We start from the raw sequence: 17,016 nt of genomic DNA, 5'->3' as shown, positions 1-17,016 counted from the left end.
GGTGCGCTACGCCACGCCAAACAAGACGCCAACCCTCGGCCACTGGCTGGCGGGTGTCTGTCTGTTTTTGACCGCGTGGCTGCACGGCGTGGCGGTGCAAGCCGCAGACATTCTGTTGACCGGCGCCGAAGAAAGCCCCGGGGTGCAGGCCTTCGTCCAGGCCCTGAGCGAGCTGCGTCCCACCGACAACGTGCGGTTCCAGCCGCTGGCCAGCCTGCCGGCACCGGGCAAGTTGCCGAGCAATTTGCGGATGATTCTGCTCGATCTGCCCAGCCTCGACTGGCGCCTGCAGGAGCCCCAAGGCCCGGCGACGCTGGTGTTGCGCATCAGCCGACTGCAAGCGCGGCAACGCCTGGGTGGCGCACAACCGCCGCACTTGAGTCTGCTGTGGAGCGACCCGCCGCTGGGGCGGCAACTGCAACTGATTCGGCGGATTCTGCCGCAGGTGCGGCGGGTCGGCGTGCTGTTCGACCAACACAGCGAATTCCTGCTCAAGGAGCTGCATCAGGCCGCAGCGCCGCTGAATCTGCAAATCGTCAGCCAGCGTTGGGACAACACCCAGGACAGTCGCCCGTTGCAAAGCGTGCTGAGAAACAGTGACGTGTTGCTGGGCCTCGACGATCCCGATCTGTACAACCCGAAAACCGCGAAAAACCTGCTGCTCAGCAGTTACTCCCGGCAAGTGGCGCTGGTCGGGCCGAACGCGGCGTTCGTGCGTGCCGGCAGCCTCGCCAGCACTTACAGCGATCAGACCGACTGGCTGGCGATCCTCGATCAGTTGCTGGATCGCCCGCCGGCAACGTGGCCGCGCACGCTCTACCCTGATCGTTTCAAGGTCTCAAGTAATGTGCAGGTCGCTCGTTCCCTGGGTATCGAGCCAATCGATGAAGCGTCTGTAGCCCGTCAGTTGGCTGAAGGAGAAAGCCCCCCATGAATCTGCGTCGCCGCTGGGACATCAACACCCGCACGCAATTGATCAGCCTCGGCCCGGCCCTGCTGCTCACGCTGCTGCTGATCAGCTTCTTTACCTTCGTGCGGATTCAGGATCTACGTCAGGAGCTCAATCACACCGGGCAATTGATCGCCAACCAACTGGCACCCGCCACCGAATACGGGGTGATTTCCGGCAACAACGAAGTGCTGGAAAGTCTGCTCAAAGCGACCCTGGCGACTCCGAACGTGCGCTTTCTGGAAGTGCAGGACAGCGCCAACCGGATTCTCGCCTATGTTGAGCAAGCCGCCGACGCGCACAACCGCCCGCATCAGGTCGAGGTGTTCCAGGCCCCGGTGCGCCTGCAACGGATCGCCCTCAACAGCGATTTTTTCCACGACGCCAAAGCCAGCAATAACGTCACCAGCGAGGACTATCTGGGCCGGGTGATCGTCGGCCTGTCCAACGATGCCTTCAGTCAGCGCCAGCAGGAAATTCTGCTCAAGGCCGGGATTCTGGCGTTGTTTGCCCTGCTCTTCACTTTTGTTCTGGCGCGGCGTCTGGCCGGCAGCCTGTCGGCGCCGATTCGCGATATCGGCAACGCGGTCAAGGCGATACAGCAAGGCGACTACAAGACCCCGCTGCCAATCGTCGACGACACTGAATTGGGCGCGCTGTCGCAGCACATCAACAACCTCGCCCAGGCACTGGAACAGGCCAGTCGCGAACAACATCAGGCGATGGCGCAACTGATCCAGACCCGCGAGGAAGCGGAAAAGGCCAACAACGCCAAATCCGATTTTCTGGCGATGATGAGCCACGAACTGCGCACCCCCATGAACGGTGTGCTGGGCATGTTGCAGTTGCTGGAAACCACGGACATGACTGAGGAGCAGATCGAGTACGCGGCGCTTGCTTCGGAGTCCACCGAACATCTGCTGAAAGTCATCAATGACATCCTCGACTTCTCGCGGATCGAACGCTCGGAGCTGGAACTGGAGCACATCCCGTTCAACCTCGCCGACCTGATCGGCGCTTGCGCCCAGTCGTTCCAGCACAGCGCGGTGCAGCGTGGCCTGGACCTGAATCTGCGAATCCCCGAGGACATGCGCGACTTGCAGGTGCAGGGCGACCCGACGCGGATCCGGCAGATTCTGGTCAACCTGGTGGGCAACGCGTTGAAGTTCACCGAGCGCGGCCGGGTCAGCATCGAGGCGCAGTGGCAGTCGCTGGATCACGAACTGCTGTGGTTCACCTGTTCCGTGCGCGACAGCGGCATCGGCATCTCCTCGGAAAGTCTGGAGTTGATGTTCAACGCCTTCCAGCAGGCCGACAGTTCAATTTCCCGGCGCTATGGCGGCACCGGCCTCGGCCTGCCGATCGCCCGCACCCTGGCCGAACGCATGGGCGGGACGTTGCGCGCGCAAAGTGAAGAAGGCCTGGGATCGGTGTTCACTCTGGAAATCCCGCTGGCCTTATATAAGCAGACGTTGCCGCAACTGGCTGCACCGCGCGCGGCCAATGGCAACGGGCATGGTGAAGGGCGCAATGTGCTGCTGGTGGAGGACAATCCGGTCAACCAGACAGTCATCGAAGCCATGCTGCGCAGCCTTGGGTTTACCGTCAGCGTCGCCAACGATGGCGCGCAAGCAGTGCGCAGCGCCGAAGGCAATGATTTCGAAGTGATTCTGATGGACTGCCGGTTGCCGATCATCGACGGTTACGAGGCGACCCGGCAGATCCGCCAACTGCCCGGACGCGGCGAGGTGCCGATCATCGCGCTGACCGCCAACGCCTTGCAGGGCGACCGTGAAACCTGCCTGTCGGCGGGCATGAACGATTACCTGGCGAAGCCGTTCAAACGCAATGACCTACAACAGATTCTGCAGCGCTGGGTGCAGTAGTGACGGTTTTTCGACCATCTGCGACTGGCGTGAAAAGCGAAAGTGCGGCAGTCTTAGGCACCCGAACAAGCCTCAAAAGAGGCTTGAATAAAAATTTCAGTGCACAAGTGTACATTCATGTCCTTGGTGCTGTGACTTTCACCACAACGCAATAGTCTATGAGTAGGCTGCCGGTACGAGGCATGAACGCGTCGATCGGCCGGGAAGATTTGCCCCACCTGCCGCATGGGATTATTGAGGAGCTCGCATGACCAAACAAAACGCCTTTACTCGGGAAGACCTGCTGCGCTGCAGTCGTGGTGAGCTGTTCGGCCCAGGTAACGCGCAACTGCCCGCCCCGAACATGCTGATGGTGGATCGCATCACCCTGATCAGCGAAGAAGGCGGCAAGTACGGCAAAGGTGAATTGGTCGCCGAGCTGGATATCAACCCTGACCTGTGGTTCTTCGCGTGCCACTTCGAGGGCGATCCGGTAATGCCGGGCTGCCTGGGTCTGGACGCCATGTGGCAACTGGTCGGCTTCTTCCTGGGCTGGCAAGGCCTGCCGGGCCGTGGCCGTGCGCTGGGTTCGGGCGAAGTGAAATTCTTCGGCCAGGTCCTGCCGACCGCCAAGAAAGTCACCTATAACATTCATATCAAACGCGTCCTCAAAGGCAAGCTGAACCTGGCCATCGCCGATGGTTCGGTAACTGTCGACGGTCGCGAAATCTACACCGCCGAAGGCCTTCGCGTCGGCGTGTTCACCTCCACTGACAACTTCTAAGGGTTATTCGCATGCGCCGCGTCGTTATCACTGGTCTGGGCATTGTTTCGTGCCTGGGCAATGACAAAGAGACCGTCTCCGCTAACCTGCGTGCAAGCCGCCCTGGCATCCGGTTCAACCCGGAATATGCTGAAATGGGTCTGCGTAGCCAGGTTTCCGGCTCCATCGACCTCAACCTTGAAGAACTGATCGATCGCAAGATCTATCGTTTCGTCGGCCACGCAGCGGCTTACGCCTACCTGGCCATGAAAGACGCCATTGCTGACTCCGGCCTGACCGAAGAGCAAGTGTCCAACCCGCGTACCGGCCTGATCGCCGGCTCGGGCGGCGCGTCGACCCTGAACCAGATGGAAGCGCTGGACATCCTGCGCGAGAAAGGCGTGAAGCGCGTTGGCCCATACCGTGTAACGCGGACCATGAGCAGCACCGTTTCCGCGTGCCTGGCCACGCCGTTCAAGATCAAGGGCCTGAACTACTCCATCGCTTCTGCCTGCGCCACCAGTGCTCACTGCATCGGTACCGCCATGGAACAGATCCAGATGGGCAAGCAGGACATCGTCTTCGCCGGTGGCGGTGAAGAAGAGCACTGGAGCCAGTCGTTCCTGTTCGACGCGATGGGCGCCCTGTCCAGCAAGCGTAACGACACCCCGGAACAAGCCTCCCGCGCCTACGACGCCGACCGTGACGGTTTCGTCATCGCTGGCGGTGGCGGCATGGTCGTGGTTGAAGAGCTGGAACACGCTCTGGCCCGTGGTGCGAAGATCTACGCCGAAATCGTTGGCTACGGCGCGACGTCCGACGGCTATGACATGGTTGCGCCGAGCGGCGAAGGCGCAATCCGCTGCATGCAGCAGGCGTTGTCCACCGTCGACACCCCGATCGACTACCTGAACACCCACGGTACCTCGACTCCGGTCGGCGACGTCGCGGAAATGAAAGGTGTGCGTGAAGTGTTCGGCGACAAGGCTCCTGCGATCAGCTCGACCAAGAGCCTGTCCGGTCACTCGCTGGGCGCCGCCGGTGTTCACGAAGCGATCTACTGCATGCTGATGATGGAAGGCAACTTCATCGCCGGTTCCGCCAACATCGACGAACTGGACCCTGAAGTGGCCGATCTGCCGGTGCTGACCAAGACCCGCGAGAACGCCACCATCAACACCGTGATGAGCAACAGCTTCGGCTTCGGCGGCACCAACGCCACGCTGGTGCTGAAGCGCTGGGAAGGCAAGTAATTCTCCGCTGCTGAGCCACACATGAAAACGCCCCGACTGGTTCGGGGCGTTTTTTTTCATCTGAAGAAAGTCGCCAGGCACACCACTATCCCTTGTGGGAGCGGGCTTGCTCGCGAAAGCGGTGAGTCAGGTATGAAGACGGCGACTGATACTCCGCATTCGCGAGCAAGCCCGCTCCCATAGGGGATATCAGTGCGCCTGAAAATGAAACTTCTGTCATGAAACTTACCGCCCTGCGACCGAATGTCGCGGATTACGCGGGCTGCAGCACTGTTGCAAAAACCGCAACAACACCTTGCGCAAATCAAGCGTTTACTTAGCAAGCTAACAAATCATATAAAAGAGTCCTGCACACGCCTTGCTGCAGATAACTTGAGATTTGGAGCTAGCAGATGACTGTAAAAGTAACTGAACGCGACGATTCACACATGTCCCACGAAGGCGTAGCCGCCGGTATCCGCATCTGGGATGTGCATCAACAAGACTTGCTGGTCGGCATGTTCCACAACGAGATCGACGCCCACAACTACAAGGCCGAACTGGAACTGCAGGAACAGCAGCGGGATCTGAAATCCGCTTAGGCAAATATTGAACCTGTGGCGAGGGAGCTTGCTCCCGCTGGACTGCGCGGCAGGCCCTGTTTTAAAACAACGGCCGCTTCGCGCCCCAGCGGGAGCAAGCTCCCTCGCCACAGTTGTGTTGTTACAGCTTTATCGGTTTACCACATCAGGTCATCAGGGATCTGATAGGCCGCGTACGGATCGTCTTCGGCATTGACCTCTTCGGTCTGCACGTTGAGCTGCACGATACGCTGCGGGTCGCGCTCCTGGATCTTCAGCGCCGCTTCACGGGGGATCACTTCGTAGCCGCCGGCATGGTGCACGATCGCCAGCGAGCCGCTGCTGAGCTTGTTGCGCATCAGCGTGTTGACCGAGATGCGCTTGACCTTCTTGTCGTCGACGAAGTTGTAGTAGTCCTCGGTGGTCAGCTTCGGCAGACGCGAGACTTCGATCAACTGCTTGACCTGCGCGGCGCGGGCCTTGGCCTCGGCCTTCTCCTGCTGCTGACGGTTCAGCTCCTGGTCGCGCTTGACCTTCTCGGCCATGGCTTCCTGGGCGGCGCGCTGCTGCGAATCATCCAGCTCGGCCTGCCCTTTGTGGGCCAGACGCTGTTGCTTCTGCTTGTCTTTGCTGACCTGTTTGGCCTGCTTTTGGTTGACCAGGCCTGCTTTGAGCAACTGGTCGCGAAGGGAAAGGCTCATTAATGCTTACTCACTTGGGCAACGGCTCAGCCGCAGCTGGGCAAATTCTTTTCCTGACGTTTGGCTTCACCCCACAGGGCGTCCAACTCTTCGAGGGTGCAATCTTCCATGGGACGATGGGTGTCGCGCAATGCCTGTTCGATAAAACGGAAACGTCTTTCAAACTTGGCGTTGGCGCCACGCAGGGTGGTTTCCGGATCGACCTTCAGGTGCCGGGCCAGATTGACCACGGAAAACAGCAGATCGCCGATCTCGTCGGCCACTGCTTGCGGATCGTTTTCGGACATGGCTTCGAGCACCTCATCGAGCTCTTCGCGCACCTTGTCCAGTACCGGCAACGCATCCGGCCAGTCGAAGCCGACCTGCGCAGCGCGCTTCTGCAATTTGGCCGAACGCGACAGCGCCGGCAACGCGGCAGGCACGTCATCGAGCAGTGACAGCTGCTCGGGCGCGGCGGATTTCTCGGCGCGTTCTTCGGCCTTGATCTCTTCCCAGCGCTGCTTGACCTGCTCTTCGCTCAAGCGTGGTACGTCCAGCGGCGCATACAGATCGCCGGTGGGGAACACGTGCGGATGGCGGCGGATCAGTTTGCGGGTAATACTGTCGATCACCCCGGCGAATTCGAAGCGCCCTTCTTCCTTGGCCAACTGGCTGTAATAAACCACCTGAAACAGCAGATCGCCCAGCTCGCCCTGCAAGTGATCGAAGTCGCCCCGCTCGATGGCGTCGGCCACTTCGTAGGCTTCTTCGAGGGTGTGCGGGACGATGGTCGCGTAGGTTTGCTTGATGTCCCACGGGCAACCGTACTGCGGATCGCGCAGGCGGTTCATCAGGTGGAGCAGGTCTTCAAGTGAATACATCTGTCATGCCTCTACACAAAACCAACGTGGGAGCGGGCTTGCTCGCGAATGCGGTGTGTCATTCAGCGTAAATATCGACTGACACGCCCTCTTCGCGAGCAAGCCCGCTCCCACCTTCGAACGAAGCCATCTTCACGGGGTACGGTTACGCCGCGTCTCGATGATGTTCGGCAACTGCGAAATCCGTCCCAGCAAGCGCCCCAGCGCATCCAGCCCGGGGATCTCGATGGTCAGCGACATCAGCGCAGTGTTGTCTTCCTTGTTCGAGCGGGTATTGACCGCCAGCACGTTGATCCGCTCGTTGAGCAGCACCTGCGAGACGTCACGCAGCAGACCGGAACGGTCGTAGGCGCGGATGACGATGTCCACCGGATAGGTGAGCACCGGCACCGGGCCCCAACTGACCTGGATGATCCGCTCCGGCTCGCGCCCGCCCAGTTGCAGCACCGAGGCGCAGTCCTGCCGGTGAATGCTCACGCCGCGGCCCTGGGTGATGTAGCCGACAATCGCGTCGCCCGGCAGCGGCTGGCAGCAGCCGGCCATCTGCGTCATCAGGTTGCCGACACCCTGGATCTGAATGTCGCCGCGCTTGCCCGGCTTGTAACCGGTGGCCTTGCGCGGGATCAGCTCCAGCTGTTCGTTGCCGCGTTCCGGCTCGACCAGTTGCTGTGCGAGGTTGACCAGTTGCGCCAGACGCAAATCGCCGGCACCGAGGGCGGCGAACATGTCTTCGGCGGTTTTCATGTTGGCCTTTTCGGCCAGCTTGTCGAAATCCACCGCCGGCAGACCGAGGCGATTGAGTTCGCGTTCGATCAGGGTTTTACCGGCCGCGACGTTCTGGTCACGGGCCTGCAACTTGAACCAGTGAACGATCTTCGCCCGCGCCCGCGAGGTGGTGACGTAGCCCAGGTTCGGGTTCAGCCAGTCGCGGCTCGGCGTACCGTGCTTGCTGGTGATGATTTCGACCTGCTCACCGGTCTGCAGACTGTAGTTGAGCGGCACGATCCGCCCGTTGATCTTCGCGCCCCGGCAGTTGTGACCGATTTCGGTGTGCACACGGTAGGCGAAGTCCAGCGGCGTCGCGCCTTTCGGCAAGTCGATGGCATGACCGTCGGGGGTGAAGATGTAGACCCGATCCGGTTCGATATCGACTCGCAGCTGTTCGGCCAGACCACCGATATCGCCCAGTTCTTCGTGCCACTCGAGCACCTGCCGCAGCCAGGAGATTTTCTCTTCGTAGTGGTTTGAGCCGGATTTGACGTCGGTGCCTTTGTAGCGCCAGTGCGCGCAGACGCCGAGCTCGGCCTCTTCGTGCATCGAGTGCGTACGAATCTGCACTTCCAGCACCTTGCCTTCCGGACCGATTACCGCGGTGTGCAGCGAGCGGTAGCCGTTCTCTTTCGGGTTGGCGATGTAGTCGTCGAATTCTTTCGGGATGTGCCGCCACAGGGTGTGGACGATGCCGAGCGCGGTGTAGCAGTCGCGCATTTCCGGCACCAGCACACGCACCGCGCGCACGTCGTAGATCTGGCTGAATTCCAGACCCTTGCGCTGCATTTTGCGCCAGATCGAATAGATGTGTTTGGCCCGGCCGCTGATGTCGGCGTCGACGCCGGTGGCCTGCAATTCGTCCTTGAGCTGGGTCATCACATCGCTGATGAAACGCTCACGGTCCAGCCGCCGCTCATGGAGCAGCTTGGCGATCTGTTTGTATTGATCAGGCTCCAGGTAACGGAAGGACAAGTCCTCCAGCTCCCACTTGATATGACCGATGCCGAGCCGGTGCGCGAGCGGCGCATAGATATCGAAGACTTCCCGGGCGACGCGGTTGCGCTTCTCGTCGTCAGCGGTTTTCACCGCGCGAATGGCGCAGGTACGTTCGGCCAGTTTGATCAGCGCGACGCGAACGTCGTCGACCATCGCCACCAGCATCTTGCGCAGGTTTTCCACCTGGCCCTGGGTGCCCATCACCATCGACTGGCGCGGGCTGAGGCTGGCACTGATCGCCGCCATGCGCTGCACGCCGTCGATCAGCTTGGCCACCACCGGGCCGAAGCGCTGGCCGACCGCCGCGAGCTCGATCTGGCCTTCGCGCACGCCGCGATACAGCACTGCCGCAACCAGCGAATCCTGATCCAGTTTGAGGTCGGCGAGGATCTCGGCGATCTCCAGTCCCGTGCTGAAACTGCCGGAGCCTTCGGCCCACAGATTCTTCTTGGCATTGGACTGCTGTTCGGCCTCGCGAGCGAACTCGCAGGCTTCTTTCAAGGCTTCGCGATCCAGTGCCATGTCGACACTGACCGCGTGATCGAGCCAAGCCTCGAGATTGATACTGCCGTCAGTGTTGATCGGCTGGTGTGCTCTCACCTGTACCATGCTGCTTTACCTTCCCTACGACGCAGATTCAATGCGTCAAATCGCTGACCCTCAACGCCCGTATGCGCTCGCGGGGCTAAAGCGAGCGCCGCCCGGACAGGTCAGACGGATTCAGACGAGCCATCCTGGCTCGCTTCAAATAACGCCATGGCCTCGACATGTGCCGTCTGAGGAAACATATCGAGAATCCCGGCACGTTTTAACCGGTAGCCCTGCTTGATCAATTCGACCGTATCGCGCGCCAGAGTTGCAGGGTTGCACGATACATACACCAACCGTTTGGCACCCAGGGTCGCGAGCTTGCGCACCACCTCGAAAGCACCGTCACGCGGTGGGTCCAAGAGTACCGCAGAAAAGCCGTTTCCGATCCACTGAGCATCGGTCAAAGGCTGGGATAAATCGGCTTGAAAAAACTTTGTGTTATGCAAATTGTTGCTGGCAGCGTTGGCGGCAGCGCGGTCGACCATGGTCTGCACGCCCTCCACCGCCACCACTTCACGCACGCTTTTGGCCAGCGGCAAGGCGAAGTTGCCCAGACCGCAGAACAGGTCCAGCACGCGTTCATCGGGGCGCGGTTTCAGCCAATCCAGCGCCTGCGCGACCATCGCCTCATTGACCCCGGCGTTGACCTGAATGAAATCCCCCGGCCGCCAGGCCAGTTCCAGATCCCACTGCTCCAGGCGATAGCCCAGCGACTGCGTGGCATCCACCGGTTGCGGGTCGCCTTCGCCATGCAGCCACAGTTGCGCGTCATGGAACTGACAGAATTCCTTGAGGATCGTCAGGTCGGCTTCGGACAGCGGCGCCATGTGTCGCAACAACACCGCCAACGACGAACCACTGAACAACTCGACGTGCCCCAGCGCCTGCGGTTTGCTCAAACGACGGAGCATCTGCGGCAAACGGGTCATGATCGGTTGCAAGGGCTGTACCAGCACCGGGCATTCGTTGATGGCGACGATGTCCTGGCTGCCGGCGGCGCGAAAACCGACTTCAAGCTGCTTCGCCTTCATGTCCCAACGCACGGCGATCCGCGCGCGGCGGCGATAGCCGAATTCCGGGCCGGTCAACGGCGCAGCCCATTCGTCAGGCGCGACCCCGGCAACCTTCGACAATTGCTCGGCGAGCATGCGCTGTTTCAGGGCAAGCTGTTCGGCGTGGGGCAAATGCTGCACGCTGCACCCGCCACAGCGGCCGGCGTGCTGACAGGCTGCAGGGCGACGCAATTCGCTGGCCTTGAACACGCGCTCGGTGCGCGCCTCGACCACTTTGCCGCGGGCGCCAAGCACCCGCGCCTCGACCTCTTCACCGGCGAGGGCACCGAGAACGAACCAGGTTTTGCCTTCGAAAAACGCGATGCCGCGACCGTCATTGGCCAGGCGCTCGATGTTCAAGCGCTGTTTTTTGCCGGTCGGGATTTGCGCGGCCTTGCTGCCGCCAGTGGGCTGGAAGCGCAGGCCTCTCTCGTGCTTGGCCATCAGTTGGGCGCGTCGAAAATGCCGGTCGACAGATAACGGTCGCCACGGTCGCAGATGATCGCGACGATCACCGCGTTTTCAACTTCTTTGGACAGGCGCAGCATCGCTGCCACCGCACCGCCCGAAGACACGCCACAAAAGATGCCTTCTTCGCGGGCCAGTCGCCGGGTGACGTCCTCGGCTTCGCTTTGCGCCATGTCGACAATACGGTCGACGCGGTCGGCCTGATAGATCTTCGGCAGGTATTCCTGCGGCCAGCGGCGGATGCCGGGAATGGCTGAGCCTTCCATCGGCTGCAGACCGACGATCTGCACGCTGTCGCTCTGCTCTTTCAAGTAGCGCGAGACGCCCATGATGGTGCCGGTAGTGCCCATCGAACTGACGAAATGGGTGATGGTGCCCTGGGTCTGACGCCAGATTTCCGGGCCGGTGGTGGTGTAGTGCGCTTCCGGATTGTCGCCGTTGGCGAACTGATCGAGCACCTTGCCACGGCCTTCGGCTTCCATCCGCTGAGCGAGATCACGAGCGCCTTCCATGCCCTCTTCCTGACTGACCAGAATCAGCTCGGCACCGTAAGCGGTCATCGCCGCTTTACGTTCGGCGCTGGAGTTGTCCGGCATGATCAGGATCATCTTGTAACCCTTTATCGCGGCGGCCATGGCCAGGGCGATCCCGGTGTTGCCCGAGGTCGCTTCGATCAGCGTGTCGCCAGCGTGGATCTGCCCGCGCAGTTCGGCACGGGTGATCATCGACAGCGCCGGACGATCCTTGACCGAACCCGCCGGGTTGTTCCCTTCGAGCTTGAGCAATAGGGTGTTGCTGGTGGCACCGGGCAGGCGCTGCAAACGCACCAGCGGAGTGTTGCCGACGCAATCGGCGATGGTTGGGTACTGCAGGGTCATGGCGTATTCGCAATCCAGACGTGCGGGGGCGCCTATCATACCGGCAAACGTTCGCAGGCCATATCACGCAAAGTGCGGTGCTTATGGTTTATGGGAATAAGCAGATGAATGTCGCACCGGTGGTGCGACTTTTGAGTTCCGCGGTGAATCGAAGGGCCCCTTCGCGAGCAAGCCCGCTCCCACAGGAGGGTGGCGGTGTTGGTTATACAATCTGCGGACGACACACATCCAAAGTGGGAGCGGGCTTGCTCGCGAAGGCGTCAGCCGCCGCGCCGCCGTCATCGGCAATCAGCCGCAAATTCAGGCGCAACCCTGCCCCACCATTCTCCGCCCACAACATCCCGCCCTGGCGCTGCACCGCATTCCTCGCAATGCTCAGTCCCAGGCCAAACCCGCCATCCCCCGGGCGTGAGCCGTCGAGGCGGATGAAGGGCGAGAAGATCCGTTGCAGATCGCTCTGCGCCACCCCGCCGCCCTGATCCTCCAGCCACAAATGCCAGTGATCACCATCACGCCGACCATCGAGGCGTACGATGCCGCCCTCGGGCGAATGCCGAATGGCGTTGCGCAGAATGTTTTCCAGCGCTTGTGCCAGGGTGTTGAGATTGCCGCGCACCCAGCATGACGCCGGCACCGCGCATTGCAATTGCAGGCTCGGCCAGCCGCTTTCATAACAGGCGTTGTCGGTGAGCATTTCCCACAGCGCCTGAATCTGGATCGCCTCGTCCGGCAGCGGCGCACGTTCGGTGTCGAACCAGGCCAGTTGCAGGGTGTCTTCGACCAGTCGTTGCATGCCGTCGACTTCACGGCCAATGCGCTCGCGCAGTTGCCGTAGATCCTGCTCGCTTTCACTGGCCACCCGCAGGCGACTCAGCGGCGTGCGCAGTTCATGGGACAGGTCGCGCAGCAATTGCTGTTGCAGGGCGACGGTGGATTGCAGGCGTTCGGACATCGAGTCGAAGGCCCGCGCCAGTTCGCCGAGTTCGTCCGGGCGCTGGGTAATGCCGCTCGACAGGCGCACATTCAGTTGATCGGCGCGCCAGGCGTTGGCCTGCGCGCGCAAATTGTTCAGCGGCACCACCAGCAAGCGATACAGGCCGACACACAGCAGCAAGGTGAACAGCCCCGGAATCACGCCATTGGTGATCACCCGCCAGAACACCCGGTACTTCCCCGGCAGGAATCGCTCGGGCAACTCGATCACCAGACTGCCGGCTGATGGGTTCTGCGCAAACGGCACCCGCAGCCACGGCCGGCCCTTCTTGTGGATCGGCCAGTCGAGCCCACGCAAAAAGGTCAGGTGCTGGATTTCCTGTTCATTCAGCGGCTCGCTGCTCAACGACTGCAGATTGCGGTCGATCACCCCGACCCAGGCGGCCTCACGCAGCTCCATGCTCTGCAACCAGTTATCGACCCCGTCGCGCTCACCACGCTGCCACGCCCGCTCGGCTTCGCTGGCATAACGGCTCAGCGTGCCGCGCGCCTCGTCAGAGAGATACTGGTTGCGCTCCTCCATGTAGCGGCCCCATGACCAACTGAGCCAGATCATCAGCAGACAAAACGCTACCAGCAGACACGCCAGTTTCCAGAACAGCGAATGCCGCCCCGGCAACTCAGAGATTTTCATCGGTGGCACTCAGCACATAGCCTTTGCCCCACACTGTGCGCACCTCGCGCTCGGTGTAACCGATGGCCTTGAGTTTGCGGCGGATCTGGCTGATGTGCATGTCGAGGCTGCGGTCGTGGGCCGCGTAGCCGCGTTGCAGCACATGCTGATAAAGGAAGGCCTTGCTCAGCACTTCTTCGTCGTTGCGATGGAGAGTTTCCAGCAGACGGTATTCGCTGCGGGTCAGACCGGCGGCCAGTAGGTTATAGAAGACGTCGCACTGTTCTTCGTCGAAACGCAGCGCGCCGTGAATCGTAGCCGGTGCAATCGCTGCCGGGCGCCGATCCAGCGCCACCCGGCGCAGGATCGCCTCGATCCGCACATGCAACTCGGCGATGCTGAACGGCTTGGGCAGGTAATCATCGGCACCCAGACGAAAGCCGCTGATGCGGTCGGCCTCGGCGCCGAGCGCCGACATCAGCAGCACCGGCGTCGAATGGCTCTGACGCAATTGTGTCAGCACCTTCAGGCCGTCGAGCCCCGGCAGCAGAATGTCCATCAGCACCACGTCGAACGGCTGGTGACGCGCAATGTTCAGCCCTTCCTGACCGTTCTGGCACCAGGTCACCGCAAAGCCGCTGCGGCCCAGATGCTCGTGAACATAGGCGCCCAGCACCGGGTCGTCCTCGATGGCAAGAATGCGTGGCAGGTCGGCGGAGACAGGAGTCATGAGTATCTGCAAATAATTCTCAGTTGGCCGATTATTCAAGATTGCCCGCCATCGGGCAACCCAAGCTTGACCGGCCGGACACACGCACCAGGCCGCGCCGACCGATGGCGACATGATTTTTCCGAAGATTGCCTGCCTGCAAATCGCTACACTGCGCCAATGTCGCGTGCCGGACGCACGTGCGAGTCAACAGTTCAGCGGGATGCAGGAGATGGGTGTGCTCAAGAAACTGGGAATCAAAGGTCGCGTGTTGTTGCTGACCCTGTTGCCCACCAGCCTGATGGCGTTGGTGCTCGGGGGCTATTTCACCTGGATGCAACAGTCCGATTTGCAGACCCAGTTGATGCAGCGCGGTGAAATGATCGCCGAGCAACTGGCGCCGCTGGTGGCACCCGCCATGGGCCATGGCAATACCGATCTGCTGGAACGCATCGCCACCCAGTCCCTCGAACAGCCTGACGTGCGCGCCGTTACTTTCCTCGCCCCCGACCGTACCCCGCTGGCGCACGCCGGCCCGACCATGCTCAATCAGGCACCCAGTGGCGACAGTGCGCAACTGCTACGGCGCAGCGGCAATGACGCCACGCGTTACCTGATGCCGGTGTTCGGCAAGCACCGCAATCTCGCCGGTGAGCTGATCCCCGCAGAATCCGACCGTCTGCTTGGCTGGGTTGAACTGGAGCTGTCGCACAACGGCATGCTGCTGCGCGGTTATCGCAGCCTGTTTGCCAGCCTGCTGTTGATTGCCGCCGGGCTGGCGGGAGCGGCCCTGCTCGCGTTGCGCATGGGCCGCACCATCAACCGCCCGCTGAGCCAGATCAAACAGGCGGTTGCCCAGCTCAAGGACGGTCATCTGGAAACCCGCCTGCCACCGCTCGGCAGCCAGGAACTGGACGAACTCGCCTCGGGCATCAACCGCATGGCCGGGACCCTGCAGAACGCCCGCGAAGAACTGCAGCACAGCGTCGATCAGGCCACCGAAGACGTGCGGCAGAATCTGGAAACCATCGAGATCCAGAACATCGAACTGGATCTGGCACGCAAAGAGGCGCTGGAGGCGAGCCGGATCAAATCCGAGTTCCTCGCCAACATGAGCCACGAGATCCGCACGCCGCTCAACGGCATTCTCGGTTTCACGCATCTGTTGCAGAAAAGCGAACTGACGCCGCGCCAGCTCGACTATCTGGGCACCATCGAAAAGTCCGCCGACAGCCTGCTGGGGATCATCAACGAGATCCTCGACTTCTCGAAGATCGAGGCCGGCAAACTGGTGCTCGACCACATCCCGTTCAACCTGCGCGACCTGTTGCAGGACACCCTGACCATCCTGGCACCGGCAGCCCACGCCAAACAATTGGAGCTGGTGAGTCTGGTCTATCGCGACACGCCGCTGTCTCTGGTCGGTGACCCGCTGCGCCTGAAGCAGATCCTCACCAACCTGGTCAGCAACGCGATCAAGTTCACCCGCGAAGGCACCATCGTCGCCCGCGCCATGCTTGAAGAAGAACACGAAGACAGCGTGCAACTGCGCATCAGCATTCAGGACACCGGCATCGGCCTGTCGAGTCAGGACGTGCGCGCGTTGTTCCAGGCGTTCAGTCAGGCCGACAACTCGCTGTCGCGCCAGCCCGGCGGTACTGGTCTGGGTCTGGTGATCTCCAAGCGTCTGATCGAACAGATGGGTGGCGAAATCGGCGTCGACAGCACCCCGGGCGAAGGCTCGGAATTCTGGATCAGCCTGAGCCTGCCGAAAACCCGCGACGACAGCGAAGACCTGCCGGGCCCGCCACTGCTCGGGCGTCGCGTGGCGGTGCTGGAAAATCACGAACTGGCGCGTCAGGCGCTGCAGCATCAACTGGAAGACTGCGGCCTCGACGTCACGCCGTTCAATACGCTGGAGAGCCTGACCAACGGCGTCACTGGCGCGCACCAGACCGATCAGGCGATCGACCTTGCGGTGCTCGGCATCACCAGCAACGACATGCTTCCGGAGCGCCTGAACCAGCACATCTGGGATCTGGAACACCTGGGTTGCAAAGTGCTGGTGCTGTGCCCGACCACCGAACAGACGCTGTTCCATCTCTCGGTGCCCAACCCGCACAGCCAGCTGCAAGCCAAACCAGCCTGCACGCGTAAACTGCGTCGGGCGCTGGCCGATCTGGCCAATCCACGCCAGCCGCGCAACGAGCCGGGCGAACCGTTGTCGAGCCGTGCACCGAAAGTGCTGTGCGTCGACGACAACCCGGCCAACCTGTTGCTGGTGCAGACCCTGCTCGAAGACATGGGCGCCAAGGTGCTCGCAGTCGAGAGCGGCTACGCAGCAGTCAAAGCGGTGCAGAGCGAATCCTTCGACCTGGTGCTGATGGACGTGCAGATGCCGGGGATGGACGGACGCCAGACCACCGAAACCATCCGCCAGTGGGAGAGCGAACGGCATTGCACGCCGCTGCCGATCGTCGCCCTCACCGCCCACGCCATGGCCAACGAAAAACGCGCCTTGCTGCAAAGCGGCATGGATGACTACCTGACCAAACCGATCAGCGAGCGGCAGCTGGCGCAAGTGGTGCTGAAGTGGACCGGTCTGGCCTTGCGCAATCAAGGAACGGAGCGTGCCAGCGACAGCGCGGCGGGCGCCAATGAGTTGCCGGTGCTCGACCACGAAGAAGGCCTGCGCCTGGCCGCCGGCAAGGCCGATCTGGCGGCGGACATGTTGGCGATGCTGCTCGCCTCGCTGGAGGCCGACCGCGAAGCCATTCGTGCCGCCAGTGAAGCTCGCGATCAGAACGCGCTGATCGAGCGCGTGCATCGTTTGCACGGTGCGACCCGATATTGTGGCGTGCCGCAGTTACGCGCGGCCTGCCAGCGCAGTGAAACCCTGCTCAAACAGGGCGATCCGAAAGCAGTGGTGGCGTTGGAGGAGCTGGATCGGGCGATCAATCGCCTCGCAACCCAAGCCCGAATCAGTGCCTGATC

Annotated in this window: 13 protein-coding genes; 6 read left to right on the top strand and 7 right to left on the bottom strand. The window is 61.6% G+C overall.

What is annotated here, in order from left to right; all coding sequences use genetic code 11:
* Position 1 precedes the first annotated feature (1 nt).
* The 5 genes from CKW11_RS08485 (at position 2) to CKW11_RS08465 (ending at position 5,411) form a co-directional block, all read left to right on the top strand.
* A complete protein-coding gene (locus CKW11_RS08485) occupies positions 2–934 on the top strand; it encodes an ABC transporter substrate-binding protein (RefSeq protein ID WP_095137168.1) in 933 nt (310 codons plus the stop codon).
* Positions 931–2,835 (top strand): response regulator, encoded by a 1,905-nt coding sequence (locus tag CKW11_RS08480; protein ID WP_095137167.1) that lies wholly within the window; start codon positions 931–933, stop codon positions 2,833–2,835. The genes CKW11_RS08485 and CKW11_RS08480 overlap by 4 nt, the downstream gene beginning before the upstream one ends.
* 247 nt (positions 2,836–3,082) lie before the next feature.
* The gene (gene fabA / locus CKW11_RS08475; protein WP_003227150.1) at positions 3,083–3,598 is read left to right on the top strand and encodes a 3-hydroxyacyl-[acyl-carrier-protein] dehydratase FabA; all 516 of its coding nucleotides are present in this window, start codon (positions 3,083–3,085) and stop codon (positions 3,596–3,598) included.
* Positions 3,599–3,609: 11 nt separating this feature from the next.
* A complete protein-coding gene (gene fabB, locus CKW11_RS08470; protein ID WP_007957797.1) occupies positions 3,610–4,830 on the top strand; it encodes a beta-ketoacyl-ACP synthase I in 1,221 nt (406 codons plus the stop codon).
* A gap of 392 nt (positions 4,831–5,222) precedes the next feature.
* A complete protein-coding gene (locus CKW11_RS08465) occupies positions 5,223–5,411 on the top strand; it encodes a hypothetical protein (RefSeq protein ID WP_095137166.1) in 189 nt (62 codons plus the stop codon).
* 137 nt (positions 5,412–5,548) lie between these two features.
* On the opposite strand, the gene CKW11_RS08460 is transcribed toward CKW11_RS08465, so the two are convergent.
* The 7 genes from CKW11_RS08460 to CKW11_RS08430 all read right to left on the bottom strand — a co-directional run bounded on the left by CKW11_RS08460 (position 5,549) and on the right by CKW11_RS08430 (position 14,043).
* Positions 5,549–6,091 carry a DUF2058 domain-containing protein gene (locus CKW11_RS08460; protein ID WP_007968960.1) on the bottom strand — a complete coding sequence of 181 codons (543 nt, stop codon included), beginning with the start codon at positions 6,089–6,091 and terminating at the stop codon, positions 5,549–5,551.
* 26 nt (positions 6,092–6,117) lie between these two features.
* Positions 6,118–6,951: a nucleoside triphosphate pyrophosphohydrolase gene (mazG, locus tag CKW11_RS08455; protein WP_095137165.1), complete on the bottom strand. Its 834-nt coding sequence runs from the start codon at positions 6,949–6,951 to the stop codon at positions 6,118–6,120.
* Between the two features lie 132 nt (positions 6,952–7,083).
* Complete coding sequence (gene relA, locus CKW11_RS08450) at positions 7,084–9,327, bottom strand: GTP diphosphokinase (RefSeq protein ID WP_095137164.1); 2,244 nt, start codon at positions 9,325–9,327, stop codon at positions 7,084–7,086.
* A gap of 101 nt (positions 9,328–9,428) precedes the next feature.
* On the bottom strand, positions 9,429–10,805 hold the full coding sequence (gene rlmD / locus CKW11_RS08445) for a 23S rRNA (uracil(1939)-C(5))-methyltransferase RlmD (RefSeq protein WP_095137163.1): 1,377 nt from the start codon (positions 10,803–10,805) through the stop codon (positions 9,429–9,431).
* Complete coding sequence (gene cysM / locus CKW11_RS08440) at positions 10,805–11,707, bottom strand: cysteine synthase CysM (RefSeq protein ID WP_026000780.1); 903 nt, start codon at positions 11,705–11,707, stop codon at positions 10,805–10,807. The genes rlmD and cysM overlap by 1 nt, the downstream gene beginning before the upstream one ends.
* Positions 11,708–11,909: 202 nt before the next feature.
* A complete protein-coding gene (locus CKW11_RS08435; RefSeq protein WP_095137162.1) occupies positions 11,910–13,334 on the bottom strand; it encodes a sensor histidine kinase in 1,425 nt (474 codons plus the stop codon).
* Positions 13,321–14,043, bottom strand: coding sequence for a response regulator transcription factor (locus tag CKW11_RS08430; protein WP_095137161.1), 723 nt, complete (start codon positions 14,041–14,043; stop codon positions 13,321–13,323). The genes CKW11_RS08435 and CKW11_RS08430 overlap by 14 nt, the downstream gene beginning before the upstream one ends.
* A gap of 217 nt (positions 14,044–14,260) precedes the next feature.
* Between CKW11_RS08430 and CKW11_RS08425 the strand changes: the two genes are divergently transcribed.
* On the top strand, positions 14,261–17,014 hold the full coding sequence (locus CKW11_RS08425) for a response regulator (protein ID WP_095137393.1): 2,754 nt from the start codon (positions 14,261–14,263) through the stop codon (positions 17,012–17,014).
* The last annotated feature ends 2 nt before the right edge of the window (positions 17,015–17,016 follow it).

The organism is Pseudomonas sp. Irchel s3a10 (assembly GCF_900187525.1).
Taxonomy (GTDB): Bacteria; Pseudomonadota; Gammaproteobacteria; order Pseudomonadales; family Pseudomonadaceae; genus Aquipseudomonas; species Aquipseudomonas koreensis_G.
This window is presented reverse-complemented; position numbering and strand designations above follow the sequence as displayed.

Excerpts from the sequence above, each read along its gene's own strand:
- CKW11_RS08480 (WP_095137167.1), top strand. The coding sequence starts at position 931 with ATGAATCTGCGTCGCCGCTGGGACATCAACACCCGCACGCAATTGATC.
- fabA (WP_003227150.1), top strand. The coding sequence starts at position 3,083 with ATGACCAAACAAAACGCCTTTACTCGGGAAGACCTGCTGCGCTGCAGT.
- fabB (WP_007957797.1), top strand. The coding sequence starts at position 3,610 with ATGCGCCGCGTCGTTATCACTGGTCTGGGCATTGTTTCGTGCCTGGGC.
- CKW11_RS08465 (WP_095137166.1), top strand. The coding sequence starts at position 5,223 with ATGACTGTAAAAGTAACTGAACGCGACGATTCACACATGTCCCACGAA.
- CKW11_RS08460 (WP_007968960.1), bottom strand. The coding sequence starts at position 6,091 with ATGAGCCTTTCCCTTCGCGACCAGTTGCTCAAAGCAGGCCTGGTCAAC.
- mazG (WP_095137165.1), bottom strand. The coding sequence starts at position 6,951 with ATGTATTCACTTGAAGACCTGCTCCACCTGATGAACCGCCTGCGCGAT.
- relA (WP_095137164.1), bottom strand. The coding sequence starts at position 9,327 with ATGGTACAGGTGAGAGCACACCAGCCGATCAACACTGACGGCAGTATC.
- rlmD (WP_095137163.1), bottom strand. The coding sequence starts at position 10,805 with ATGGCCAAGCACGAGAGAGGCCTGCGCTTCCAGCCCACTGGCGGCAGC.
- cysM (WP_026000780.1), bottom strand. The coding sequence starts at position 11,707 with ATGACCCTGCAGTACCCAACCATCGCCGATTGCGTCGGCAACACTCCG.
- CKW11_RS08435 (WP_095137162.1), bottom strand. The coding sequence starts at position 13,334 with ATGAAAATCTCTGAGTTGCCGGGGCGGCATTCGCTGTTCTGGAAACTG.
- CKW11_RS08430 (WP_095137161.1), bottom strand. The coding sequence starts at position 14,043 with ATGACTCCTGTCTCCGCCGACCTGCCACGCATTCTTGCCATCGAGGAC.